This is a genomic window from Campylobacter sp. CFSAN093246 (genome assembly GCF_012889415.1).
Lineage (GTDB): Bacteria > Campylobacterota > Campylobacteria > Campylobacterales > Campylobacteraceae > Campylobacter_D > Campylobacter_D jejuni.
The window spans coordinates 923,639-949,585 of record NZ_CP040613.1 but is presented as its reverse complement, the minus strand read 5'-3'; the positions used below and the strand labels follow the sequence as shown (position 1 = coordinate 949,585).

The following is a 25,947-nucleotide window of genomic DNA, read 5'->3' as shown; positions in this document are numbered from 1 at the left end:
AATTTAAAGGAAAAAGAATGAAAAATATAATAAAAAGCATAGGGGATTTAAGAGTTTCGGTTGTATTGTTTTTGCTTTTTGCGCTTTTTTGTGCTTTGGCAACTTTTATTGAAAGTGCTTATGGAACTCCTACGGCTTGGGTAATGGTTTATGATACTTTTTGGTTTGAATATATACAACTTTTACTTGGTATTAATTTACTATGCGGGATGTTTCGTTATAAAATGTTTGGGCTTAAAAAATTACCTTTAATGATTTTTCATATTTCTTTTTTATTTATTTTAGTGGGTTCTGCAATGACAAGATATGCTGGTTTTGAAGGTATTTTACCTATTAGAGAGCATACTCAAAATTCACTTATAGAAAGTTCTAAGACTTCTTTGCGTATTTCTGCTATAAAAGATGGAGAACGCTATAGTGCGGTTAATGATCGTTATATAGGAAATTTGCCTTTTGCTAATTCTTTTAAACTAAAACTTAATTTAGGTGATGATCAAGCTGTATTAAAATATAAAGATTTAATCTTAAATGCTCATTATACTTATAAAGAAAATAATAATTCTGATCCTTTATTGGTTTTGATGCTTTCTCAAAAAGGATCTCAAGGTGTTGATGTTAAATTTGAAAAAGGTGAAGTTAAGAATATAGAAGGGGTTAACTTTGCTTTTATGAATGATAATGTTAAAGCACCTTTTGTAAAAATTGATGAAAATTTAACTTTAAGTTCAAGTGAAAACTTACATTTTCTAAGTATGCTAGATGGACAAAATTTAGACCTTAAAATTGGAGAAAAGGCAAATGCTAAGGAAAGAAGACTTTATGAAATTAATGATATTAGTTTTGTAGTTAAAGCTGCTTCTTTCCATGCGCAAGAAGCTTTAGAAGGTTCCAATAGACCTCAAGATGAAAGTTTTTGGTTATGGTTTAAATCTGCTTGGTTAGAAGTGGGTAGAACTATGTTGATTTCTACTTTTGGCGAGCCTCAAAATTGGAAAAATTCTTTATTATTGCATTTTAAAGATTTTGCCTTAAGCAATGAGAATAAAAACTTAGAATTAACTGGCTCTAATGCTTTAAAATTAGAATTAAGCTATAAAAATGAAAGTAAAGAATTTTATATTTTTGAATATAATAAACCTATTATGATAGAACTTGCAGATCAAAAATTCTTTATTTCTTGGGCGCTTTCTTATGAACAATTGCCTTTTGATATTTATTTAAGAGATTTTGTATTAGATCGTTATCCAGGTTCTATGTCTCCAGCTTCTTATGCAAGTGAAATTACCGTAAAAAATAATAATGAAAATTTTGATTATAGAATTTTTATGAATAATGTTTTAGATTATGATGGCTATAGATTTTATCAAAGTTCTTATGATCAAGATGAAAAAGGGACTGTTTTATCTGTAAATAAAGATCCGGGCAAAATACCAACTTATATAGGTTATTTTCTGCTTTGTCTTGGAATGTTTATGAATTTTTTAAATCCACATTCTAGATTTAGAACTTTGGCAAGATTAATTAATAAAGACACTTTAAAACATACAAGTGTGATTATTTTTATTTTATTGTTATCTTTTGGTTCTGAAAAGACTTTTGCTCAAGATTTAAATTCGACCTTACCTGTGGTAAATACTAATCATGCTAAAGCTCTTGCCACTTTAATAGTTCAAAAATCAGCAGATGGAAGAATGGTGCCTTTTGATACGCTATCAAGAGAAATTTTAGAAAAAATTCATCAAAGTGATAGCTATAAGGGTCAAAATTCTAACGCTGTTATGCTTTCCATGCTCGTTGATGTAGATAAATGGCAAATGGAACCTTTTATTTTAATGCCACAAAATCAAGCAGTTCGTGATGCTATTGCAAATATTTTAGAAATTCCTAGTGCTAAATATATTTCTTATAAAGATTTCTTTGATGAGAATAACCGATATAAACTTCAAAAATATGTTGAAAATGCAAATCGTAAAAACCCAAATGCAAGAGGAGTTTTTGATAAGGAAATTATAAAACTAGATGAAAGAGCTAATGTTGTAAATTTAGTTTTTAGTGGTGAATTATTTAAATTTATTCCTGTTCAAAATAATCCAAATAATGTTTGGCTTGCACCTTTTTCTGCTGTAACTACTCTTAAGGGGGATGAAGGGCATATTGTTTTGGCTTTAATACAGAATTATTTTAGTGCCGTGGAAAATGCTTTTAAAGATGGTAATTGGACTAGAGCTGATGAAGGCTTGAAATTTATCAAAGAATATCAAGAAAAAATAGGATATAAAGTCATGCCTAGTAAAACCAAGGTTGAAATGGAAATTTTTTCTAATAAGGCTGAAATTTTCGTTAAACTCGCTCCTGTATATTTAATTGCGGGTTTTTTACTTTTGATTCTTGTTTTTTCTAAAATGGTCGTACCGAATTTAAAAATCTCTTTTATATTTAAAGTGGTATATGTTTTAAATGTTTTAGCTTTTGTAATTCATACAGTAGGTCTTGGACTTCGTGCTTATTTATCAGGTCATGCTCCGTGGAGTAATGGCTATGAAAGTATGGTGTATATAGCTTGGGCATTGTCTTTGTCGGGTATATTTTTCTCTAGAAAAAGTCCTATAGCCTTGTCATTAACTTCTATTTTATCCGGTGTTGTATTAATGGTTGCACATTTAAGCGAAATGAATCCGCAAATTACAAATCTTGTTCCTGTGCTCAATTCTTATTGGCTTAGTATTCATGTATCTGTTATTACTGCTAGTTATGGATTTTTAGGACTTTGTGCCTTACTTGGTATCTTTACACTGTTCTTAATGTGTTTTCTTAAGAAAGATGGAAAATATAATCTTAATATTTTGAGAAATATTACAGAGGCTACAAGAATTAATGAAATGGCAATGATTTTTGGACTTTGTTTACTTACTGTAGGAAATTTTTTAGGTGCAATTTGGGCAAATGAAAGTTGGGGGAGATATTGGAGTTGGGATTCTAAGGAAACTTGGGCTTTAGTTAGCATTTTGGTTTATGCAGCAATTTTGCATCTTAGAATGATTCCAAAATATTGTAATCAATTTGTGTTTGCTTTATGGAGTATGTTTGCTTATTGGGTTATTATTATGACTTATTTTGGAGTAAATTACTTTTTAACAGGACTTCATTCTTACGCCGCAGGCGAAGCGGCTCAAATTCCTAATTACGTTTATTGGGGATTTGCATTGATGGTGGTTTTAGCTTTTTTTGCAAGAAGGAAGCGAAATTTTGTGGGCAAACTTTAAATGAACCATATTTTTTTGGTTATTTTTTGTGCCGCTTTAGCGCTTTTATTGTTTTTAGGCGTGATTGCTTATCTTATTACAAGTGATGGCAAAAAAACAATTAAAAAGCAAAAAACTAGCCAAAAGCAGCATGTAGCTGAAAAGACTAAAAAATTTGATACAGACTTAGATAAAATGATAATTGCTGCTTCCGATGTTAAACTAACGGATATTGAATTAAAAGAACTTGCCAAACTTTATGTGCAGACACATAAACTTGGTTCAAAAACTTCTAAAGAATTAGATGAAGCAGCAAAAAAGAAACTAGAATTTGTTTCTGCTTTGGCTGCAAATATTAATGCAAGTGCACAAACAGTAAGTTACTTAAATAAAGAACTTAAGAAAATTTCTGGATCTTACAAAAAAGAAATTGATGCTTACGAGCATATGGGATTAGCTAAAAGAAAAATTAAAGAAGATAAATAATATGGTGCGCTCAAGAGGATTCGAACCTCTGGCCTTTTGAACCGCAATCAAATGCTCTATCCAGCTGAGCTATGAGCGCAAAAATAAGTTAAAATTATATATAAATATTCTTAAAATAAGCAAAATTTTGCTTATTTTGTTTGTTTTTTAGCTTTTTTACCTTCATCTAAATCAAATTCTTTAGTCTTTTTTGAATGATAAAATATAAAACCTACAATCAAAATACAGCAAATCAAAGAAAAAATATAAAGTGTACCATAAGGGCTATCTTTGAAAAAAAGATTATTAGTATTCATTCCAAAAAATCCTACGATCAAATTTAAAGGTAAGAAAATAGAAGAAAGTATGCTTAAAAGATAAATACTTTTATTCATTTTTTCATTTTTAATTGCACTTGTTAATGTATAAAGAGTATCAATTCTTGTTAGATGTTCTTTGGTATTTTTATTTAAGATGCTGATGGATAAATTTAGAATTTTTAAATGTTTTTTGTATTGTGCTTGTTCGCTAAGCAAAAGATTGAAAGCTTCACTTAGAAGATTAATTTGCTTTAGATTTTTGTTAATTTTTTGTCTTAAAACAAAGGATTTTTTGTAAAAATTTTTAACAAAACCACCTTTTAAGATAATACCTTCTTTGTGTTCTAAAAGGTTTTGAAAATGAGTATTTTGTACTTTAAAATCTTCTAAAATAGATTTAATAAAATTTGAAAATTCTTCTATGCTAGAAAGCTTAAATTCTTCATTTTGAAGTTTATAAATTTTTTCATCATTAAAAAGCCAAGTTTCTAAATTTAATCCCACGTAAACAAAAATTTTTTGTCCATAAATTTCGCTATAGAAAGTTTCTAAATTCTTTGCTTGCAGGATTTTTTTTAGATTTTCGTGTAGCTCTAGCATTTTATTTGCCTCTTAAGTGATAAAAATTTCTTTTAAATTGCGTAAAAGAATTGTTCAAAATTGCTTCACGCATCTTTCTTGCAAGTTCAAGATAATAATGTAGATTGTGCAGACTTGCCAAACGAAAAAAAGTAAGTTCTTTAGTTTTAAAAAGATGGTTTAAATAACCCCTTGAAAAATTACAACAAGTATAACATGAGCAAGTAGGATCTATAACTTCATGATCGTTGATAAATTCTGCTTTTTTAATATTAAATTTTCCAAAACTTGTAAAAAATGTTCCATTTCTTGCATTTCTAGTTGGCATCACGCAGTCAAACATATCTACCCCTCGCTCAACATTTTCTACTAAATCTTCAGGCGTTCCTACGCCCATTAAATATCTTGGACGATTTTCGTCTAGATAAGGGTTTAAGTTTTGGACTGTTTCGTACATCAAGGCGTTTTCTTCGCCCACGCTAAGCCCACCTATAGCTAAACCATCAAATGGCATTTCATTTAAACTTAAAGCGCAACGCTTTCTTTCTTCATAATCTGTACCACCTTGGATAATACCAAAAATATTTTGCCCTATACCTATACCTTTATTTTGCATATTTTTATGATAAGTAATAGCCTCTTTTGCCCAAAGTATAGTGCGATCAACAGAAATTTTAACCCTTTCTTTGGTTGCGGGTAGGGCTACTAAATCATCTAAAATCATCATAATATCAGAATTAAAATCATATTGAGTATCTAAAACACTTTTTGGAGTAAAAAGATGACGACTTCCATCAATGTGACTTTTAAATTCTATGCCTTCATTAAAATGTTTGGAATTTTTACTTAAAGAAAAAGCTTGAAAACCACCACTATCGGTTAAAAAACTTCTATCAAATTTCGTAAATCCATGTAAACCTCCAAAATCTTTTACTACTTTGGAAGTTGGACGCAAGTACATGTGATAGGTATTTGCTAAAATAATTTTTGCATCAAGCTCATTTTTCATATCATTAGCATCAAGACTTTTAACCGCTCCTACTGTGCCAACAGGCATAAAAACAGGGGTTAAAAAAGTGCTGTGTGCGGTAGTGATTTCACAAACCCTTGCCATTCCATCTTTATGCTTTAATTTAAATTCCATTTGTTATAATTTCCTTTTTGGAGTTTAAAATGAATAATATTTTAATTATAATAGATGGTATTTTAGCAAAGCATTTCTTAGAAAGGCTTTGTTTTGAAAAAGGCTTAGGTTACTTTTTTACAGTAGTGTGTCAAAATAGTGAAAAAAATAACTTAAATATTTCTAGTGAGTATATTGACTTGCATTATTTTGATCCTACAAGCACAGCGCGTCTTGAAAATATTATGAGTAAGGATTTTAAACAGGCTTTTATTTATATGCAAGATGAATTTGAAACTAAAAAAAGTTATGAGGCTTTGCGTTCTTTAAATCCAAATTTAGAAATAGAAATAATGGATTTTTGGGGATTAAGTGTTAATGATACTCATGCAAATTTAGCTGATGCTAGAATGACTTTAAGCCGTAGATTTATGGATTTTTTACCAGATATTGCTTTAACAGCTCAGTATATAGGACTTGGAGTTGGAGAGATTATGGAAGTAAAAATTCCAGCAGGGTCTATTTTTGCTTATAGGCACATAAGTTCAATACAACAAAAAAGGTGGCGCATAGTCCTTATTTATAGAAATTCTAAAATTTATTTTGTAAAACCATCTTTTGTTCTAGAGCCAAATGATAGCATTTTGATCGTTGGGGATCCTGTTGTTTTACAAAGTATTTTTCATAATATAAGAGGCAAAGCAGGGCAATTTCCTATGCCTTTTGGAAGTAATGTTTTTGCTTTAATTGATATGAAAAATATGAATCAAAATATGCAAGAAAGAGTGCTTGATACTACTTTAAAATTAACTCAAAAAAGCAATGCAAAAAGATTTTTTATACATGTTATCAATCCTAAATTAGGGGTAATGTATGAAAAATTAAAAAAACTTTCTGAGGATAAAGAAGGTGTGTTTTTTGATTATTTCAACACGGATTTTAAACAAATTTCCACATGGTTGCAAAATAATGATATAGGATTAGTTGTAACCGATATAAAAAATTTTGAGAAAGAAAAACAAGCTTTTTTTGATTTAAAAATTCCTATTATGAAGGTGGGTGAAGCTTCTTTTGATGAGCTTAAAGAAGCGATTATTTTAAGTGCCGATGAGAGTGAACTTGAAAACAATGCAAATGTCATTACTGATTTAAGTAAACAGCTTGATTTTGGAGTTATTTTATATTATTATAATCCAAATTCTCAAAATACTACAGATATGGAGGAGTATTTTAGAAGTTTATCTAAGCTTTATGATAAAAATATACAAATTATTAATAAAAATGATGAAAACCCTCTTTTAAATTTGCAATATCGCGAAGATTTGTTACAATTTGTGAGTTTTCAAAAAGAATTACTAAATAGAGATTTTGGCAGAAATTTAAGTACAAATTTAAATAGGCATTATTATAAAATGAGACAAAATTACCAACTTTTCATACCAGTAGAATAAATAATTAATTAAATGTGATAAAATAAATGCAAAAAGAGTAGTTCAATGCAAGTAGAAGTTAAGTTAAAAGAAAATGCTTATAAGGTTTATATTGATGAACTTGAAGAATTAGAATTTGATAGTAAGGTTTTTATACTTTCAAATCCTAAGATTTCAGGTCTTCATTTGAAAACATTACTTTCTAAAATTAAGGCAAAAGAAATTTTTATTGCCACTGTGAAAGATGGTGAAGAATATAAAAATTTAAGCACCATGGAAGAAATTTTAAACCAAATGTTTAATTCTAAATTGGATAGAAAAAGCGTACTTATAAGTTTTGGTGGTGGCGTGATTAGTGATATGGGCGGATTTGCTGCTAGTATTTATCAAAGAGGTATTGATTTTATAAATATTCCTACTACACTTTTAGCTTGTGTTGATGCAGCAGTAGGTGGAAAAACAGGTGTTAATAATAATTTTGGTAAAAATCTTATTGGTACTTTTTATCAACCTAAAGCTGTATATTGTGAGAGTTTTTTTTTAAAGACTTTGAGCTCTAGAGAACTTGCTGCAGGCATGGCTGAATTTATTAAAATGGCAGCAATGTTTGATTATAGTATACTTGATTTTATAGAAAAAATTGATGAAAAAAGTTTCTTAAATGCTACTTGTGAGAATGAAATTTTTACTCAGATTATAGCAAAAAGCATAGAGCTTAAATCAAGGGTTGTTGAACAAGATGAAAAAGAATCAAGGCTTAGAATGCTTTTAAATTATGGTCATACTTTTGCTCATGTTATAGAAAATTTTACAGATTATAAGCTTTATTTACACGGAGAAGCGGTGGCTATAGGTATGGTTATGGCAAATCAATTGGCTTTAAATTTAGGGCTTTTGGATAAAATGCAAAGTCAAAGAATAAAAGATATTTTACTTAAATTCGGTTTGCCAATATCATATAAAATCAACAATGTAGATGAATTTTATGAAGCTTTTTTCATGGATAAAAAAAGCTCTAATAAAAAAATCAATTTTGTTCTTGCTAGTCCTTTGGGTAAGGGTTTGATAAAAGGTGATATTTCTAAAGAAGATATAATTGCAACTTTAAGAGAATTCCAATGAAAAAAATTATTATTTTAACCTTTTTTGTTGTTTTTGCTTTTGGTGATGTAAATCGGACTATTATTAATAATATAAATGAGAAAATTAATACTTTAAATACTGTAATCAGTGCTAGTATTTGGAATATACGTTATGAAAATTTTATAAAATATCAAGATATAAATGATGAATTAATCATTTTAAATCTTAATTTAAAAAAGACTTCCGATATTCACCAACAAGAAGAACTTAAACGCAAGATAGCAAATTTAGAAGAGCGATTGAACTTGCTTAAAGAATATAAAGATTTAAATTTTGCACAAAGTCTTAGTGCCCCTGATAATATAGAAACTTTATCTAAGCTTACTAATCCTTTGGCTATTATAGGAGCTTTTTCTCATATTAAGAAATTAAAAGGAGAAAAGGAAGAGTATATATTTAAATTTAATGATTTTAAAAATTTAGTAGATAAAATCAGGGAAAAAAACTCAGAACTTAAGGAATTAGTTGAGCTTAAACCAAGTGTTGAGAATATAGAAGCTTTAAAAGCTTCGGATAAAAAGCTGGAAGAATTTGAGCAAGCTTTAAATTTTGCTAGTGTTTCTTATTCTGTTTATGAGAAAAAAATTGATGAAGAGCTTTCTCGAGTAAGTGCTGAGATTAAAGTTCAAAGCTTAAGGGCTGTAAATATACTTGTTGCTATTGTTATTGTTATAGCTATAGCTTTTATGTTGAAATTTATTGCTAAAAAATACATTAAGGATAGTGAAAGATATTATACTGCTACGAAGATTATTAATTTTATTAATATAAATATTATTTTTCTTATTTTGCTCTTTGCTTATATAGAAAATATTACTTATCTTGTAACTATACTTGGTTTTGCCTCTGCGGGCTTAGCTATTGCTATGAAAGATATGTTTATGTCTATGCTTGGATGGTGTGTGATTATTTTTGGCGGAAGTTTTAGAGTAGGGGATCGTGTAAAAGTTTTTCAAAATGATACTACCTATATAGGAGATATTATAGACATTTCTTTTTTACGCATTACTCTTTATGAAGAGCTTACGCTTGAAACTTATAATAAAAATCGTCGTAGTGGGCGTATTATATTTATTCCTAATAACTATGTTTTTACAAATTTGCTTGCTAATTATACCCATCATGGTATGAAAACCGTGCTTGATGGCATTGATATAAGTGTTACTTTTGATAGCAATCTTGACAAAGCTCAAGAAATTGTAGAAAATATTGTTACACGCCATGCCAAAGGTTATACTGAGCTTGCTAGAAAAAATATAGCTCGTTTACAACATGAATATAGTATTAAAAATCCTAAAGTGGAGCCAAGGTTTTTTATGTTTTTTGAACATTGGGGAATGAGAATTTCTGCATGGTATATGACTAATGCTTATGCGGCTTTGGTATTAAGAAGTACGATTAGCAAAGAGATTATAAAAGAATTTAATAAGCATAAAGATATAAAAATTGCTTATCCATCGCAAAATTTATATTTAGGAAATTTAAATCAAAATCATTTTGAACAACATCATGAAAATATGTATTTTCATGCAAGGAATAAGGATTGAAAGAAAAAGTTTTTTTTAAAACCTTTGGGTGTCGCACAAATATTTATGATACAGAGCTTTTAAAAAGTTATGTAAAAGATTATGAGATTATAAATGATGAGAATAAAGCACAAATTATCGTTGTAAATTCTTGCACGGTTACAAATGGAGCTGATAGCGGGATAAAGTCTTATGTAAATACCATGCAAAAAAAAGGCATTAAAGTTATACTTACAGGTTGTGGTGCTGTAAGCAAAGGTAAGGAGCTTTTAGATAAAAAGCAAGTTTTTGGAGTGCTTGGAGCGTCAAATAAAGATAAAATCAATGAATTTTTAGGAGCAAAGACAAGTTTTTATGAACTTGGAAATTTAAATTTTATTGATAAAGATATAGTTTGTGAGTATGAAAATCATACCAAAGCTTTTGTGAAAATTCAAGAAGGTTGTGATTTTGCTTGTTCTTATTGTATTATTCCTAGCGTGAGGGGAAAATCAAGAAGCGTGGATGAAAAAGCTCTTTTAAAACAGGTTGAAATTTTAGGAGCTAATGGTTATAGTGAAATTGTTTTAACAGGGACTAATATAGGTTCATATGGGCTTAAAAATGGCACAAGTTTAGGCAAGCTTTTGCAAAAAATGGGACAAATTTTAGGTATAAAACGCATAAGGCTAGGTAGTTTAGAACCTGCACAGCTTGATGAAAGTTTTTTAGAAATCTTAGATGAAGCTTGGCTTGAAAGGCATTTACATATTGCATTGCAACATACAAGTGAAAAAATGCTTCGTATAATGAGAAGAAGATCACATACGGATAATGATTTAAAGCTTTTTAATACTATAGCAAGCAAAGGATATGCTTTAGGGACGGATTTTATAGTAGCTCATCCAGGTGAGAGTGAAGAGCTATGGCAAGAAGCTTTAAGAAATTTTAAAGAATTTCCACTCACTCATATCCATGCTTTTATTTTTAGCCCTAGAAACAACACGCATTCTGCTACCATGAAAGATGTGATAAATGGAACTTTAGCTAAAGAAAGGCTAAACACTTTAAAATCCATAGTAGAAAAAAATAATTATGAATTTAGGAAAAAAAATCAAGTTTCACTTGAAGTTTTGGTAGAAAATCAAAAAGATGGTTTTTTTGAGGGTTATGATCAGTTTTTTAATAAGATTAAAATTAAAAGTGATAAAGATATAGCTAAAGAATGGATCGTTATATCTGAATATGAAGTACAAGAAAAGTCTAACTTTGCAAATTTAAAAGGCTAGATAATGAAAAATAAAAAGATAATTTTAGCATCTTTTATGGTTTTATGTATGCTTTTGGGAATTTTATATTTTAAAAATGAACCTAAATATATAGATGAAAATCTTTATCAAAGTCTATTAAGCCAAAATTTAATCCAAAAAGCTGTGATTGATAAAGACGAAATTTGGCTTAAGGCAGAAGGTGAAAATTACGTAATTATAAAAGATGGCATAGATATAAAAACACTTTTATCAAAAGTTCCCGTAGAGGTTAAAAAAGATAATACGCTTTGGGTGTTTTTTGTTTTACTTATTTTTATTATCGCACTTTTTATAAGTCTTGGTTATTTTGCTCGTAAAAAAGAGTTGGCTAAATATCCAATATCAAATAAGAATCAAAATCACACTCAAGCTCAAAATTCAAATATAAATTTAGAAAGTTCCCATATAAAACCTGTGATTTCAAATATTACTTTTAATGATGTAGCAGGTGTTGATGAAGTTAAAATGGAGCTAAGCGAACTTGTGGATTTTTTACAAAATCCTAAAAAATATAAAGAATTTGGTGTAAAAATGCCAAAAGGTGTTTTAATGGTAGGCCCACCTGGTGTAGGAAAAACATTGATAGCAAAAGCAGTTGCAGGAGAAGCAGGGGTGCCATTTTTTTATCAAAGTGGCTCAAGTTTTGTTGAAATTTATGTAGGTATGGGTGCAAAAAGAGTTAGAGAGCTTTTTTCAAAAGCTAAAATGATGGCGCCTAGCATAGTTTTTATTGATGAAATAGATGCCGTAGGTAAGGCAAGAGGAGAAATGTCAAATGTTGAAAGAGATAGCACTTTAAATCAACTTTTAACTCAAATGGATGGTTTTGAGGACAATAGCGGGGTTATAGTTATAGCTGCGACAAATAAAATCGAACTTATGGATCCTGCTTTATTGCGTTCGGGGCGTTTTGATAGGAGAATTTTTTTATCTTTGCCTGATTTTAAGGATAGACTTAAAATTTTAGAAATTTATATGAAAGATAAAAACAATAATATCAATTTAAATAAAATCGCTAAAGCAAGCGTAGGTTTTAGTGGAGCAGGGCTTGAAACTTTGGTCAATGAAGCAGCAATTAATGCTTTAAGAAGAAATAGTGCTTTAGTTGAGGAAAGCGATTTTTATGCTGTATTAAATAAAGTTCTTTTAGGTAAGAAAAAGATTTTAAGTTTTAATGATGAAGAGAAGAAAATTCAAGCCACTTATCAAGCTGCAAAAGCTTTGAGTGCGTATTATTTTGACATAGGATTTGAAAAAATCACTCTCATTGAAGATCGTTTTAAAGAATATGAGCATAATATAAGATCAAAATCAGAGCTTATCAATCGTATAAAAGTTTATTTGGCTGGTTCTAGAGCCATGAGATTGATTTACAATGAAAGTTATACTAACTCGCAAGATGATTTTTTAAAGATTAAAGAATTGCTTGATTATATGTTGAGTTTTGATATGTTGAAAGAGTCAAATTTAAGTGAACAAAAAAAAGAAATGGATGAATTTTTAAATTCTATGAAGGATAAAATTTTAAAATTATCAGAGCTTTTGCTTGAAAAAGAAAAGATAGAATATGACGATGTTAAAGATATAATGCAGGTTTGATGATATGTTTAATCATCAAATTCTTTATATAAGATAGTTCCATTAAAATCTATAAGAATTTTTATATCGTTATCAAGTTTAATCTTATAATGGTTGATTTTTCTTTCAATTTCTCTAGCTTTTGTATTTGGAAATTCGCTTTTGATGATATTGGCTAAATTTTGAGGTAAAAAATCTAGATCAAAAGGAAAGGCTTTATTTTCAATTTCCTTCCAAGCTCCATCTATATCAAATTCAAGCTCTGTTCCATCGCTAAGATAGACTTCATAGGAATTTTTGTCTTTTTGCACGATCCCTATAGGCGCTTTGAAATTATGTTGTAAAAATTCTTTAGAAACATTTGGTAAATTATCAGCAGAAATTATTATATCAGCATTTAAAGATAAACTTAAAATAGTAATAATATTTAAAAATTTAATTTTCAATATTTTTCCTAAATTATTTTTTAGTAAAATTGTAAAGAATTTATGTGAATTTTATGTGAATTTTAAGACAATATTATAAAAAATAAAGGTTTTATATTTTGCTTACAATTTTTTTAATTTTTTTAAATATTTTATGTTATTTTTTGATTTCTTATGATTATTACAATATCCTTGGTTTGAATATTTTATTTTTTAATGGAGCTTATTGGCAGCTTTTAAGTTCAATGTTTTTACATGGAAATTTAACTCATCTTATATTAAATATGATAGTTTTGTTTCAATTTGGGCGTATGTTAGAAACTTATTTGGGTGCTTTGTGTTTTATTTTTATTTATTTTATTGGCGGATTGTTGTGCTCACTTTTAAGTGTTTTTTATGTGTATTTTGATTTTAAATATTTTGGAGAAAATATAAATGTCATAGGCGCTAGTGGTGCAATTTGTGTTTTAATGGGCTTTTATGCTGTTATTGATAAAAATAGCACAAAAGGACTTATAGTGGCAATTTTACTTATGAGTTTTGTGCCATTGCTTATGGGGGTAAATGTTGCTTGGTATGGTCATATTTTCGGGTTTATGTGTGGTTATATTTTAGCTAAAATAAAAGAGGTAAAATGAAAAAAATTTATATTATAAGACATGCAAAAGCAAGTAAGAGTGAAGACATCGATGATTTTGAAAGAAAACTTACTAAGAGTGGAAAGGAAGATTTAAAAAAACTTTTTAAAAATCTTGCTTCGCATGAAATTCATCCTGATTTGGTGCTATCAAGTCCTGCTGTTAGAACCGCTAAAACAGCGAAAAAAATAGCCAAATTTTATAATTTTGATAAAAATAGAATTTGTTTTGATGAAAGATTGTATCTTTGCAATGTTGAAAATTTGCTAAAAATTCTGCAAGATATTGATGATGAGTTTAATGAAGTATTTTTAGTGGGTCATAATCCTAGTTTAATGGAGCTTGGAGAGTTATTAAGTTCGCTATGTTTAGCTTCTTTTCCAACTTCTTCTATCTTGTGTTTAGAATTTGATATTAAGGAATTTAAAAATTTAAAAAAACATAGCGGAAAATTAGTTTTTTTTGAACATGTACGCAAGTTAAAAGAAGAAAAAGATCTGGGTTTTTAGTAAGGAGATTGACTCTTACTTCCAACCTTCTATATAATTTTTTAGTTTTCTTCCTACTTTAGGGTGTTTGAGTTTTTTTATAGCTGAGCTTTCTATTTGTCTCACTCTTTCTCGAGTGACATTAAGTTCCTTTCCAATTTCCTCTAAAGTTCTATCACTTTCATCATCCATTAAACCAAAACGCATACGAATTACCGCTTTTTCTCTATCGTTTAATTGATCTAAAACTTCATCAATTTGTTCTTTTAAATCATCCTTTAAGATATGATCCATTGGAGAAAGTGAATTTCTATCTTCAACAAAATCTCCAAATTTACCATCATCTTCATTTCCTATTGGAGCTTCAAGAGAAATTGGTTCTTTTGTGATTTTAATAACTTGTTTAACCTTATCTACGCTTAAACCTACTTCTTTAGCTATAACACTGACATCAGGTTCTTTTCCATCTTTTTGTAGATGTTCGCGGATAATTTTGTTAATTTGATTGATGGTTTCTATCATATGGATTGGAATTCTTATGGTTCTTGCTTGATCAGCTATAGCCCTTGAAATAGCTTGCCTGATCCACCAAGTTGCATAAGTGGAAAATTTATAACCCCTTTTGTATTCAAATTTATCCACAGCTTTCATCAAACCTATATTTCCTTCTTGGATAAGGTCTAAGAAAGGCAGACCACGATTTGTGTAGCGTTTAGCTATGCTTACAACAAGACGCAAGTTTGATTTTGCCATTCTTCCTTTTGCTTCATCAGAGATTTTTTTACCACGTTTAATTTGCTCCAAAATTTCTTTTAAGCGTGATTTTTCAAGATCAAAGCTTTTTTCACTGGCTTCTTTAGTTTGAAATAGTTTTTTAATTTCCATATAAGTGCTTACCATGGTTGTTTCTAAAGCTCGCTCTGTGATTTCTTCTTTGCTCAATTTTGTAATATCTTTTAAAATATCTGCATGGCGTTTTTTAAGTTCATCAGAAAACATAGGTAAGCGGTATTCTAAACGCTTAAGTTCTTTGTCAAATTCTTCATCGCTTTTTAGTGCAGTTTCCATTGATTTTACGATTTCACTAATAAGTTTTGAAGTAGGGCCTAGATCCATTAATTTTTCTTTTAAAATATTTTTTTTGAACGCAATGCTTAATTTATCTAAAAGTTTATCTCCGCTTTCTTTATCTTTGGATGTTTTTAGCCAATCTTTTTTAGCTTTTTCTAGAGCTTTAAATTTTTCTATAACTTTTAAAGTTCTTTCATCTTCTTTTTTGCTGTTTTTTTTAGTATGTTCTTCGTCTGATTCTAATTCTGTTTCGTTTTCTTCATCTTCATCTATATCAAGTTCATCAAGTTTATCATCACTTTTTTCTTCATCGTCAAAGCTTTTAAATAGTTCTTTTACCCTTCTTTCTCTGTTTATTAAAGGTTCTTTATAATCTAAAATAAAATCTATCAAATAAGGCACAGAACAAAAAGCATCAATGATAATATCTTCGCCAAGTTCTATTTTTTTGGAAATTTCAATTTCTTCATCTTTGTTTAATAAAGCAATTTGTCCCATTTCTCTTAAATACATACGAACAGGAGAGTCTGATCTACTCCATTCTAATAAATCGTTTTCATTGGCTAAATCAAATTCGTTCTCAAGGCTTGTATCTTGGAGTTTTTGTTTTTCTTCTTGAAGTCTTTTTGCATCTTCTATGTTTTTCATTTGTGCAATTTCAGCTGCTGAAAAAAGTTGCACTTTGTGTTTTTTCATTAATGCTTGCACTTTTTTAGCGGTTGATGCACTTGGTTGTTTTGTAAGATATTTTACCAATTTTTCATATGTGATATAATCTTTTGCATTTTCTTGAAATAATTCTTCTAATTCAGCTTCTTGAGTTTTGGCGTTCATTGATTATCCTTGAAATTTATATAAGCTTTGGATTTTATCTAAAAATTGCTTAACTTTCTATATAAATCGGTTATTATGTTTATGATTTGAATATTTTTTCAAATTTTTCTAAAGCTCTGTTAAAATTATAATTTTTTCTTTTTAAGGTGTAAAATTTACGCTTTAGGTCGATATTTTTTAATTTAATTTCATAAAGTGTTGAATTTTTTAATTCTTTTTCTATGCTTTTTTTGGAAAAAATAGAGATTGCTTTTTTTTGTAAAACAAGTTCTTTAATCGCAGCCATTCTATCAAGTTCAAGAAAAATATTAAGTTTTTTTGAGCTTGCACCAATTTCGTTTAAAAATTTATCCCTTAAGCCTGAGCCTACTTCTCTTAAAATCCACTTTTGTTCCAAAAGTTCATCGATATAAAATTCTTTTTCATTGAGTTTTTTATCACTTGTAGCTACTATAAGTTCATCATCTTGCCAAAAATTTATTTCTAAATTTTCATACTCCACTAAAGCCGGATCAAGTTCTGCTTCAATGATTGCAAATTCTATATTTCCGTTTTTTAGTAAATTTAAACATTCTTTTGAATTCTGTGTTTGAGATCGAATTTCTATGTTTTTAAATTCTGCCTTAAAATCAAATAAAATAGGAGCTAAAAAATGTTCAGAAATGCTTTGAGTTGAGGCTATTTTTATTTCCCCTAAGAGCATACTTTCATCGTTTAATTTTTCTAAGCTTTGGTAGTAGGCTTGTATAATTTTTAACCAATTTTTTCCTAGTTCTAAAGCTTTTGGTGTAGGTAAGAGTTTTTTTCCAAGTCTTTCAAATAAAATGCCATCAAATTTATTTTCTAAATTTTTAATTACTATTGAAACATTAGGTTGGGTTATGGAAAAATTGTTGGCTGTATGAGTTGGACTTTGAGTATTTAAAAGATCTAAAAATATTTCCATATCTTTGATTTTCATGAGTGATTCCTTTATTTAATAAAAAAAATTTATTATAAAAATTAAAATAATATATTTTTATAATTTTAATAAAAAAAATATAATAACACAAAATTTACAAAAAGGAAAATAAATGAAAACAAGTTTTTTAGCACATAGCGTGGCTATAGTGCGATCAAATTTTAAGGGTTTGCTTTTTACTGCTTGTATAGTGATTTTTGCTATGTATCTTTCTAGTGTTCAAGGTATCAAAGATACCACTCATTTAGCAGCGACTGCCTTTGCTATCATCATAGGAGTATTGCTTTCTCCTTGGTTTTTTAAATATCAACATCATTTTCAAGCCGGAGTGCATTTTAGTGCGAAAAAACTTTTAAGACTCGGTATTGTTTTATATGGTTTTAATATCACTTTAACTGAGCTTTTAAGTGTAGGGTTGAAAGGGTTTTTGCTTTCTGCTATAGTGATATTTTTTGTTTTTATGATTGCTTTATTTATAGGAATGAAAATTTTTAAACTCGATAAAGAAACTTCTATGCTTGTTGGAGCCGGAAGTGCGATTTGCGGTGCGGCAGCGGTTTTAGCACTAGAGTCAAGTTTGAAAAGTGATCCTTTTAAGGGAATTTTAGCTGTAGGTACGGTGGTGATTTTTGGACTTGTGTTTATGTTCTTATATCCCATAGCTTTTTCTTTAAATCTTTTTCCTTTTTTTGATCAAAATGCTATGGGTGTTTTTATGGGAGCTACTTTGCATGAGGTGGCAAATGTCGCAGGTGCTGCTGAAATGGCAAAGGATATGGCAGGATTTGAGCAAGGTGCTTCTAATGTTGCAGTGATTATAAAAATGATGAGAGTGATTTTACTTGTGCCTTTTTTGCTTATAGTGACCTATTTTTTCGCTAAAAATCAGCATTCAAGCAGTGGAAAAACTGCAAAAAGTATCACTATACCTTATTTTGCTTTTGCATTTTTAGGCATGATAGTTTTAAATACTTATTTAGCAAGCAAAGAAAGTATTTTAGGTATTGCTACGAGTGATATTATCTCTTTAGGTAAAACACTTTGTACTTTATGTATCGTTTTTGCTATGGCAGCTTTAGGCTTGCAAATTGACTTTAAAAAATTTTTAAAAAGTGGCTCTAGGGTATTTGGCTTGGCTTTTGTTTTAGGGCTTGTTTTGATTTTTGGAGGATATTTTTTAACCTTAGCTTTTAAAGGTATACTTTGGTAATAAAAATTATTTTTTATTTTAGAAAATTTTATTTTATTAATCAATTAAGAATATAATTTAATTCATTAATTAAATTTATTAAAAAGGAATAAAGATGAAAAAAATTCTTGTAAGTGTTTTAAGTTCTTGCTTGTTAGCTTCGGCTTTAAGTGCTGTATCTTTTAAAGAAGATAGTTTAAAGGTTTCTTTTGAAGGATATAAAACTAAAGATATGATAGGAGTAAAAGGTGAATTTAAAAATGTAGAATATAAATTTTCTAAAAATATAAAGGATTTGGCAAGTTATCTTAAAGGCGCTAAAGCTACCATAAAGCCAAGCAATGCTTTTATGGGTGAAGGCAATGATATTATAACCAATAATATCACAAAAGTATTTTTCCCTACTTTATTGGGAGATACGGATATTAAAGTTGTTTTTCAAGATATGATTGCGGGTGAAAATAAAGGCGTTATTTCAGCAAAAATTACTATGGATAAAAAAAGTACTATTGTACCTTTAACTTATACCATCAAAGATAATAAATTTGAAGCTAAAGGACAACTTGATTTGCATACTTTTAAAAATGGTTCTAAAGCATTAAAAGCATTAAGCGATGTTGCTGCAGGACATGGTGGAATTTCTTGGCCTTTAGTGGATATCAGTTTTAATGCTGATTTAGCAGAATAAAAAGTAGCCTTAGGGCTACTTTAAAATACAATATCTTCTTAAATTATTTTCAAAAATTTCATAATCTTTTATATTTTCAAGTTCTTGATAAATTTCACTACCTTTCCATAAAATAAAAACTGTATTTTCATCTTTTAGATTTTTGCAAATTTCAAGCAAAGGCTTGACATCCATTAAGGCTCTTGAAGTGATGATATCAGCTTTAAAGGTATTCTTGTATTCTTGAACTTTTTCTTTGTAAATATGTAAATTTGGAAGTTCACATTCTATTTTTAATGTCCGCAAAAAGGCAGCTTTTTTGGGATTGGGTTCGAAAAGATGAAAATTGCTTTGCAGTAAAAAAGCTAAAAATACAGCTGGAAATCCTGCGCCACTTCCTATATCGGCAATATTTTTTGCTTTAGAAAAATCATAAAAATCTAAAATTTTAATACTATCAAAGATATTTTCATCTATATTTTTTAAATGAGTAAGATTGTGAATGCGGTTAAATTTAGATAATAATTCTTTATAAATTTTTACCTTTTCTTCAAAGTTTTTTAAATCGTAGTTTTGCAAAAAATCATAATCTTTAAAAATCATTTATTTAAGATGTCCCATTTGAGTTTGTTTTATGTTTAAATACTCTACATTAAAACGATTAGGTTCTATTAAAATCGGTACGCGTGTGATGATTTTTTCTTTGATAGAATCTAGCTTTTCAGGGTTATTTGTGAGTAAATTAACCTTAGAAATTTCATAGTGTTTGAGTATAAATTCTACAATTTCATAAGTTCTCTCATCGGCTTTAAAGCCAAGCTGATGATTTGCTTTAATCGTATCAAAACCTTTATCTTGTAAAGCATAAGCATTAACCTTGTTAAAAAGCCCTATACCCCTTCCTTCTTGCCTAAGATAAATCACCATTCCACCATTCTTTTCTATATATTTTAGTGAAAATTCAAGCTGTTCCCCACAATCACACTTTAAACTTCCTAAAGCATCTCCTGTTAAGCACTCTGAATGAATTCTTAGATTGAGTGTGTCTTTTGGAGTATTTTTAAATATACATAAATGTTCTTTATCATTTTCTTTGAAACTTTGTATTTGGAAATTTCCCCATTTGCTAGGTAAATTCGCAATTTCTGAAATTTTTATTTTCATTTACTACTCTCTATAATCAAATTTATGTTAAGATTTTAGCAAAAAAAGGACAAAAAAATGTTTAAAAGATTTAGAAGATTAAGGCTTAATGAAAACTTAAGAGCCATGGTAAGAGAAAATTCTTTAAGTGTAAATGATTTGATTTATCCGCTTTTTGTGGTTAATGGAACGGGGATAAAAAAAGAAATTTCTTCTATGCCTGATGTGTTTCAAATGAGTTTAGATGAAATTTTAAAAGAGTGTCAAAATGTAGTTAATTTAGGCATTAAAGCCATTATACTTTTTGGCGTTTTGGAAAATGAGAAAAAAGAAAGCTGTGGAAGCGATGCTTTAGATGATGAAGGGCTTGTTGCAAGAAGTATAAGAGAGATTAAGAAAAATTTTCCAGATCTTTTTATAATCAGTGATCTTTGTTTTTGTGAATACACAGATCACGGGCATTGTGGGATTATCGATCCAAAAACAAAAAGTGTGGATAATGATGTCACTTTAGAAATTTCAGCCAAACAAGCCTTAGTTCACGCAAGAGCAGGGGTAGATATGATAGCACCTAGTGGAATGATGGATGGTATTATCACTACTTTGCGCAAAGCTTTAGATAAAGAAGGTTTTGAAAATTTGCCTATAATGGCGTATTCTACTAAATTTGCTTCAAGTTATTATGGGCCATTTCGAGATGTAGCAGAATCAGCTCCAAGTTATGGAGATAGAAAAAGCTATCAAATGGATTTTGCTAATGGTAAAGAAGCTTTAGAAGAAAGCTTAGAAGACGAAGCACAAGGAGCTGATATTTTGATGGTAAAACCCGCTCTTGCTTATCTTGATGTGGTTAAAGAAATATCCCTTCATTCTAACTTGCCTTTGTGTATTTATAATGTAAGCGGAGAGTATGCTATGTTAAAGGCAGCTAAAAATGCAGGAGTGATTGATTATGAAAAAGTTTTGTATGAAACTATGATAGCTTTTAAAAGAGCAGGGGCAAAGCTTATCATCACTTATCATGCCAAAGAATTAGCTAAAATGTTAAAAGGAGAAAAATGAAACATTTTTTAACTTTAAGAGATTTTTCTAAGGAGGAAATTTTAAGCCTTGTAAATCATGCTAGCGAGCTTAAAAAAGAGCCTAAAAAACTTTTACAAGATAAAACTTTAGCAATGATTTTTGAGAAAAACTCTACAAGAACAAGAATGGCATTTGAATTAGCCATAACAGAGCTTGGCGGAAAGGCTTTGTTTTTAAGCAGCAATGATTTACAACTTAGTCGTGGTGAGCCTGTAAAGGATACAGCTAGGGTGATAGGGGCGATGGTTGATTTTGTGATGATGAGGGTCAATAAACATGAAACTTTACTCGAATTTGCAAGATATTCTAAAGCTCCTGTGATCAATGCTTTAAGCGAGCTTTATCATCCTACTCAGGTTTTAGGGGATTTGCTTACTATCAAAGAATGGAATAAAATGCAAAATGGTATAGCAAAAGTTGCTTTTATTGGAGATAGTAACAATATGTGCAATTCTTGGCTTATTGCGGCTGCGATTTTGGGTTTTGAATTTAGTATAGCTATACCAAAAAACTATAAAATTAGCCCTGAAATTTGGGAATTTGCTATGAAACAGGCTTTGATTTCAGGAGCTAAAATTTCCTTAAGTCATGATAAATTTGAAGCCTTAAAGGATAAAGATGTAGTCATTACCGATACTTGGGTTTCTATGGGTGAAGAGAATGAAAAAGAACGCAAGATTAAAGAATTTGAAGGATTTATGATTGATGAAAAGGCTATGAGCGTTGCCAATAAAGACGCGATATTGCTTCATTGTTTGCCTGCTTATAGAGGTTATGAAGTGAGTGAAGAAATTTTTGAAAAACATGCAGATGTGATTTTTGAAGAAGCAAGAAATCGCCTTTATGTGGTAAAAGCCTTGCTTTGCTTTTTGGATAATCAGAGAGGAAGAGAATGAAAGAGCTAGAAAAGTATAGCACTTGCTTAAAACGCATTGATGAATTTAGTCAAAATCTAGGAATAAAGAAAAAAGATAGAACGATTTTTAAAATGAAGCAAAGCGAGAATGAAAACGAAAAATGTTTAGTTCTTGAAAATGGAAGTTTTGATTCTCCTGAGCCTTGGTTTGTGATCGATGAAAACGATGAAATTCACACTTTGCTTTCTTTGCAAAGTCTTAAGAATATACTTGAAAGTTTAAAACAAAGTCAAAAAGAGAATTTTGAATTGCGTTTAGAAAAGGCGATTTATCAACAAATTCCTGTAGATTTTAACGATGTTTGGACGGTTGCTATGGATGAGATCAAGCAAAAGGCGCAAAATGGCACCATGGAAGTTAGTATTGATCTTGAAAAATTAATTTCTAAAATCAAACAAGAGCATCCAAATTTATTTGTAGATATGCAAGCGATGATAGAAAGGGTAAACCAAAATGAGAGATTATAAAGCTTTTGTAAAATACTCTAAAGCAGGACCACGCTACACTTCTTATCCTACAGCAGTAGAGTTTAATGCAAATTTCAAATACGAAGAATATATAGAAATTTTAAAAAAGCAAGATAGATCTTTATCGCTTTATTTTCATTTACCATTTTGTAGGAGTGCTTGTTATTTTTGTGGTTGCAATGTTATTTATACAGCCAAAGAAGAGAGTAAAGAAAGGTATTTAACTTATATTTTTAAAGAGCTTGATATTTTAAGTACTATTTTAGATACTAAAAGAGAAGTGGTGCAAATGCACTTTGGGGGCGGAACTCCAACTTTTTTTAGTGCTAAACAACTTCAAAATTTGATTTTAAAAATCAGATCTGTTTTTGGAAATTTTTCTAAAGATGTAGAGATTAGCTGTGAGATCGATCCGCGTTTTTTAAATGAGGAACAAGCCACAGTTTTAACGCAAAATGGCTTTAATCGTATCAGCTTTGGAGTGCAGGATTTTGATGAAAAAGTTCAAAAAGAAATTCATCGCATCCAGTCTTTTGAATTAACACAAAATGCTTTAAATCTTGTAAGAAGCAAAGGGATAAAGTCTGTAAATATGGATTTAATTTATGGTTTGCCTTATCAAAATTTACAAAGCTTTACACAAACTTTAGAAAAAGTTATGCTTTTAAATCCTGATCGTTTGGCGATTTTTAATTACGCTCATGTGCCTTGGCTTAAGAAAAATATGAGAAAATTTGATGAAAATACCTTGCCAAGTCCTGATGTTAAGCTTGAAATTTTAGAATTTTGTGAGAAATTCTTAAGCAAAAATGGCTATAAAATGATAGGAATGGATCATTTTGCAAAAGAAAATGATGAGCTTTTTAAAGCTTTAGAAAATGGAACTTTACATAGAAATTTCCAAGGTTATACTACTAAAGGCGGTGCTGATTTAGTCGGTGTTGGGCTTACAAGTATAGGCGAAGGACAAAGACATTATGCACAAAATTTTAAAGATATGTCAAGTTATGAGGCTGCATTAGATAGAGGAGTTTTGCCTTTTGAAAGAGGCGTAGCTTTAAGCAATGATGATGAGCTTAGAAAAGCAGTGATTATGGAGTTAATGGCAAATTTTAAGCTTGATATTAAGTCAATAGAAAAAGAATTTTGCATTGATTTTCAGGAGTATTTTAAAGAGGATTTAAAAGCTTTGGAAGAATACAAAGATTTTATTAATTTTGATGAAAATTTTATCAAAGTCAATGAAACAGGCGTTTTGCTTATAAGAAATATTGCTATGTGTTTTGATGCTTATATGAAAAACATTAGTGAAGATAAAAAAGTATTCTCAAAAACGGTGTAAGATGAAATTTAGTCAAATAAGTGATGCTTGTGTTAAATGTGGCAAATGTATACCTGTTTGTACTATACATGAAGAAAATCGCGATGAAATTACTAGTCCAAGAGGATTTTTAGATCTTTTAGCTGCTTATAAAGAGGGAAGTCTAGAGCTTGATAAAGAAGCTAAGAAAGTTTTTGAATCTTGTTTTTTATGCACCAATTGTGTTGAAGTATGTCCAAGTAAATTAAGAGTAGATAATGCCATAGAAGAAGTTCGTTATGATATAGCTAAAAAATTTGGTATAGCTTGGTATAAAAAACTTATTTTTTTCTTTTTAAGAAGACGCAAAATTTTAGATTTGGTAGCTAAGCTTGGCTATGTGTTTCAAAGTTGTGCGTTTAAAATTCAAAATGAGAATGAAAATACAGGTATGAAGGCAAGATTTTCCATGCCTTTTGTTAAAAAGGGAAGATTGCTTACAAGTTTTAATAAAAAAAGTTTCTTAAATTCTAATCCAAAATTTATCAATAATGATGGAGAAAAAACAATAGGTTTTTTTGTAGGTTGTTTGGCGAATTATTTTTACATAGATACGGCTAATGCAGTGCTTAAAATCGCTAAGGAATTAAAAATCAACGTGGATTTGATGAAAGAACAAGTGTGTTGTGGAGCGCCGCAATTTTTTACGGGTGATTTTAAAAGTGTTGAAGTTTTGGCTAAAAAAAATATTGAGTATTTTGAAAAAAAATTAGAAAAATTAGATGCTATTATAGTTCCTGAGGCCACTTGTTCGGCTATGTTAAAGATAGATTATGAACATTTTTTTATAATGCAAAATGATTTAGATTGGGCAAAACGCGCAAAATGTGTGTCATCTAAGATATATATGGCTAGCGAGTATTTTTATAAATTTACTTCTTTGGAAGAAATTTTAAAAACAAAAAATAAATTTAATTATAGCATTACTTATCACGATCCTTGCCATGCAAGAAAAATGCAAGGGGTTTTTAAAGAGCCAAGAGAACTTTTAAAAACAAATTATCATTTTGTAGAAATGAGTAATTCTAATACTTGTTGCGGTTTTGGCGGGGTGAGTATGCAAACGGATTATTATGATAGAGCTTTAAGTGTAGGGCTTAAAAAAGCACAAATGATCGATGAAAGTAAGGCTAGTGTGGTAAGTGCCGAGTGTTCAGCTTGTAGAATGCAAATTTCAAATGCATTAGAACAAAATTCAAGCAAGGTTGTTTTTGCTAGTCCTTTAGAACTTATAGCAAAAGCTTTGTGATGATGAAGATAGTATTTAAAGGCAAAAGTTCTGAATATGAAATTCAAAGATCGTGTTTTTGTGTTGATGCTTTTGTGATTAAAGATAAGATTGAAGAACGAGATGGTGTTGATTTTATCACTTCAAATGTAGATCTTTTGGAATTTGATGATGACAGTTTTACTTTTGAAGAAATTGTAAAACATTTTAATATTTGTGATAGTGAAGATATGATTATCGTTGAAGATTTTGACATGAAATCAAACAAAAATAATCAAAACCAAGAAGATGATATAGAACATGACATCTTAAAATCCGAAAAAATAATACATGAAAACACAAAACAAACAAGTATGCAATTTAAAAATTTAAAATTTTTTTCAAGAATTTTTAAAAATGAAAATTTTCTTTCTGATTTTAAAGAAAGTAAACAAGAAGTTGTTGCTATCAAAAAACACGAAAAACTTGAAATTTTTAAAAATTTATCTCAAGAAGATCAAGAAATTAGCTTTGTTAAAATTGAAATTTTAAATTATGATAGCAATGAAGATAGTTTAAGTTTTAATCTTGATATATTTCCAAGCGGTATGAGCTATAAGTATGGAATTTTAAAAGGTTCTATGCATATTATTTTACAAGGTAAAACTTCTAGTACGATGCTTTTTCCGTTTTTAAAAAGTATGATTTATAAAAATAAAAGCGAAAATTCAAGTGAAAAAATTTTTACTTTAATGATAAATCAGAAAAAACACTATAAGCTTATCGCAAATCTTTCTTAGTT

24 protein-coding genes and 1 tRNA gene are annotated in these 25,947 nt (G+C 29.2%); 17 read left to right on the top strand and 8 right to left on the bottom strand.

Annotated features, from left to right (window positions below; genetic code table 11):
* The first annotated feature begins 17 nt into the window (after positions 1 to 17).
* Positions 18 to 3,263 carry a cytochrome c biogenesis protein CcsA gene (gene ccsA, locus FBE87_RS04950; RefSeq protein ID WP_002868667.1) on the top strand — a complete coding sequence of 1,082 codons (3,246 nt, stop codon included), beginning with the start codon at positions 18 to 20 and terminating at the stop codon, positions 3,261 to 3,263.
* Positions 3,264 to 3,278: 15 nt separating this feature from the next.
* Positions 3,279 to 3,728, top strand: coding sequence for a hypothetical protein (locus tag FBE87_RS04945; RefSeq protein WP_014517258.1), 450 nt, complete (start codon positions 3,279 to 3,281; stop codon positions 3,726 to 3,728).
* Positions 3,729 to 3,730: 2 nt separating this feature from the next.
* On the opposite strand, the gene FBE87_RS04940 is transcribed toward FBE87_RS04945, so the two are convergent.
* The 3 genes from FBE87_RS04940 to tgt all read right to left on the bottom strand — a co-directional run bounded on the left by FBE87_RS04940 (position 3,731) and on the right by tgt (position 5,750).
* Positions 3,731 to 3,807, bottom strand: a tRNA-Arg gene (locus tag FBE87_RS04940).
* Between the two features lie 52 nt (positions 3,808 to 3,859).
* The gene (locus FBE87_RS04935; RefSeq protein ID WP_002860739.1) at positions 3,860 to 4,627 is read right to left on the bottom strand and encodes a magnesium transporter CorA family protein; all 768 of its coding nucleotides are present in this window, start codon (positions 4,625 to 4,627) and stop codon (positions 3,860 to 3,862) included.
* 1 nt (position 4,628) lies between these two features.
* Positions 4,629 to 5,750, bottom strand: a complete 1,122-nt coding sequence (gene tgt, locus FBE87_RS04930; RefSeq protein WP_100621724.1) for a tRNA guanosine(34) transglycosylase Tgt — start codon at positions 5,748 to 5,750, stop codon at positions 4,629 to 4,631.
* A 29-nt stretch (positions 5,751 to 5,779) separates the two neighbouring features.
* On the opposite strand from tgt, the gene FBE87_RS04925 reads away from it, so the two are divergent.
* From FBE87_RS04925 to FBE87_RS04905, 5 genes are read left to right on the top strand one after another with little or no spacing between them, the layout of a single operon-like run.
* Positions 5,780 to 7,180, top strand: coding sequence for a COG3400 family protein (locus FBE87_RS04925; protein ID WP_002856550.1), 1,401 nt, complete (start codon positions 5,780 to 5,782; stop codon positions 7,178 to 7,180).
* A 45-nt stretch (positions 7,181 to 7,225) separates the two neighbouring features.
* Positions 7,226 to 8,281: a 3-dehydroquinate synthase gene (aroB, locus tag FBE87_RS04920; protein WP_002852978.1), complete on the top strand. Its 1,056-nt coding sequence runs from the start codon at positions 7,226 to 7,228 to the stop codon at positions 8,279 to 8,281.
* Positions 8,278 to 9,849 carry a mechanosensitive ion channel domain-containing protein gene (locus FBE87_RS04915; RefSeq protein WP_100621723.1) on the top strand — a complete coding sequence of 524 codons (1,572 nt, stop codon included), beginning with the start codon at positions 8,278 to 8,280 and terminating at the stop codon, positions 9,847 to 9,849. Before aroB ends, FBE87_RS04915 begins: the two co-directional genes overlap by 4 nt.
* Complete coding sequence (mtaB, locus tag FBE87_RS04910; RefSeq protein WP_002868672.1) at positions 9,846 to 11,096, top strand: tRNA (N(6)-L-threonylcarbamoyladenosine(37)-C(2))-methylthiotransferase MtaB; 1,251 nt, start codon at positions 9,846 to 9,848, stop codon at positions 11,094 to 11,096. The genes FBE87_RS04915 and mtaB overlap by 4 nt, the downstream gene beginning before the upstream one ends.
* A 3-nt stretch (positions 11,097 to 11,099) precedes the next feature.
* Positions 11,100 to 12,716 carry an ATP-dependent metallopeptidase FtsH/Yme1/Tma family protein gene (locus FBE87_RS04905; RefSeq protein ID WP_032580799.1) on the top strand — a complete coding sequence of 539 codons (1,617 nt, stop codon included), beginning with the start codon at positions 11,100 to 11,102 and terminating at the stop codon, positions 12,714 to 12,716.
* Positions 12,717 to 12,724: 8 nt separating this feature from the next.
* Here FBE87_RS04905 and FBE87_RS04900 read toward each other — a convergent pair whose 3' ends face one another.
* Entirely contained in the window at positions 12,725 to 13,141 is a 417-nt protein-coding gene (locus FBE87_RS04900) for a PepSY-like domain-containing protein (protein ID WP_032585073.1), read from the bottom strand.
* A gap of 98 nt (positions 13,142 to 13,239) precedes the next feature.
* Between FBE87_RS04900 and FBE87_RS04895 the strand changes: the two genes are divergently transcribed.
* Both FBE87_RS04895 and FBE87_RS04890 read left to right on the top strand, forming a co-directional pair.
* The gene (locus FBE87_RS04895) at positions 13,240 to 13,758 is read left to right on the top strand and encodes a rhomboid family intramembrane serine protease (protein ID WP_002853058.1); all 519 of its coding nucleotides are present in this window, start codon (positions 13,240 to 13,242) and stop codon (positions 13,756 to 13,758) included.
* Positions 13,755 to 14,267 carry a histidine phosphatase family protein gene (locus FBE87_RS04890; RefSeq protein ID WP_002852934.1) on the top strand — a complete coding sequence of 171 codons (513 nt, stop codon included), beginning with the start codon at positions 13,755 to 13,757 and terminating at the stop codon, positions 14,265 to 14,267. Before FBE87_RS04895 ends, FBE87_RS04890 begins: the two co-directional genes overlap by 4 nt.
* Before the next feature lie 15 nt (positions 14,268 to 14,282).
* Here FBE87_RS04890 and rpoD read toward each other — a convergent pair whose 3' ends face one another.
* Positions 14,283 to 16,151, bottom strand: a complete 1,869-nt coding sequence (gene rpoD, locus FBE87_RS04885; protein ID WP_100621722.1) for an RNA polymerase sigma factor RpoD — start codon at positions 16,149 to 16,151, stop codon at positions 14,283 to 14,285.
* A gap of 79 nt (positions 16,152 to 16,230) precedes the next feature.
* On the bottom strand, positions 16,231 to 17,112 hold the full coding sequence (locus tag FBE87_RS04880) for a LysR family transcriptional regulator (protein WP_002855820.1): 882 nt from the start codon (positions 17,110 to 17,112) through the stop codon (positions 16,231 to 16,233).
* 112 nt (positions 17,113 to 17,224) lie between these two features.
* Here FBE87_RS04880 and FBE87_RS04875 point away from each other — a divergent pair, with 112 nt between their 5' ends.
* Both FBE87_RS04875 and FBE87_RS04870 read left to right on the top strand, forming a co-directional pair.
* Positions 17,225 to 18,322 carry a YeiH family protein gene (locus tag FBE87_RS04875; protein ID WP_100621721.1) on the top strand — a complete coding sequence of 366 codons (1,098 nt, stop codon included), beginning with the start codon at positions 17,225 to 17,227 and terminating at the stop codon, positions 18,320 to 18,322.
* A 94-nt stretch (positions 18,323 to 18,416) separates the two neighbouring features.
* Positions 18,417 to 18,989 (top strand): hypothetical protein, encoded by a 573-nt coding sequence (locus FBE87_RS04870; protein WP_100621720.1) that lies wholly within the window; start codon positions 18,417 to 18,419, stop codon positions 18,987 to 18,989.
* 15 nt (positions 18,990 to 19,004) lie between these two features.
* Here the strand turns inward: FBE87_RS04870 and rsmG are convergent, their stop codons facing one another.
* Together rsmG and ribA are read right to left on the bottom strand one after the other, a co-directional pair.
* Complete coding sequence (gene rsmG / locus FBE87_RS04865) at positions 19,005 to 19,571, bottom strand: 16S rRNA (guanine(527)-N(7))-methyltransferase RsmG (protein ID WP_002855974.1); 567 nt, start codon at positions 19,569 to 19,571, stop codon at positions 19,005 to 19,007.
* A complete protein-coding gene (ribA, locus tag FBE87_RS04860; protein WP_052799210.1) occupies positions 19,572 to 20,132 on the bottom strand; it encodes a GTP cyclohydrolase II in 561 nt (186 codons plus the stop codon).
* 57 nt (positions 20,133 to 20,189) lie between these two features.
* Between ribA and hemB the strand changes: the two genes are divergently transcribed.
* From hemB to FBE87_RS04830, 6 genes are read left to right on the top strand one after another with little or no spacing between them, the layout of a single operon-like run.
* Complete coding sequence (hemB, locus tag FBE87_RS04855; protein ID WP_052799211.1) at positions 20,190 to 21,173, top strand: porphobilinogen synthase; 984 nt, start codon at positions 20,190 to 20,192, stop codon at positions 21,171 to 21,173.
* Positions 21,170 to 22,090 (top strand): ornithine carbamoyltransferase, encoded by a 921-nt coding sequence (gene argF / locus FBE87_RS04850; RefSeq protein ID WP_002854006.1) that lies wholly within the window; start codon positions 21,170 to 21,172, stop codon positions 22,088 to 22,090. Before hemB ends, argF begins: the two co-directional genes overlap by 4 nt.
* The gene (locus FBE87_RS04845) at positions 22,087 to 22,578 is read left to right on the top strand and encodes a DUF2603 domain-containing protein (RefSeq protein WP_002853412.1); all 492 of its coding nucleotides are present in this window, start codon (positions 22,087 to 22,089) and stop codon (positions 22,576 to 22,578) included. The genes argF and FBE87_RS04845 overlap by 4 nt, the downstream gene beginning before the upstream one ends.
* The gene (hemN, locus tag FBE87_RS04840) at positions 22,565 to 23,920 is read left to right on the top strand and encodes an oxygen-independent coproporphyrinogen III oxidase (protein WP_052799212.1); all 1,356 of its coding nucleotides are present in this window, start codon (positions 22,565 to 22,567) and stop codon (positions 23,918 to 23,920) included. Before FBE87_RS04845 ends, hemN begins: the two co-directional genes overlap by 14 nt.
* A gap of 1 nt (position 23,921) precedes the next feature.
* Positions 23,922 to 25,187, top strand: a complete 1,266-nt coding sequence (locus FBE87_RS04835) for a (Fe-S)-binding protein (protein WP_002890010.1) — start codon at positions 23,922 to 23,924, stop codon at positions 25,185 to 25,187.
* Positions 25,184 to 25,945: a DUF5416 family protein gene (locus FBE87_RS04830; protein WP_079460553.1), complete on the top strand. Its 762-nt coding sequence runs from the start codon at positions 25,184 to 25,186 to the stop codon at positions 25,943 to 25,945. Before FBE87_RS04835 ends, FBE87_RS04830 begins: the two co-directional genes overlap by 4 nt.
* Positions 25,946 to 25,947 lie beyond the last annotated feature (2 nt).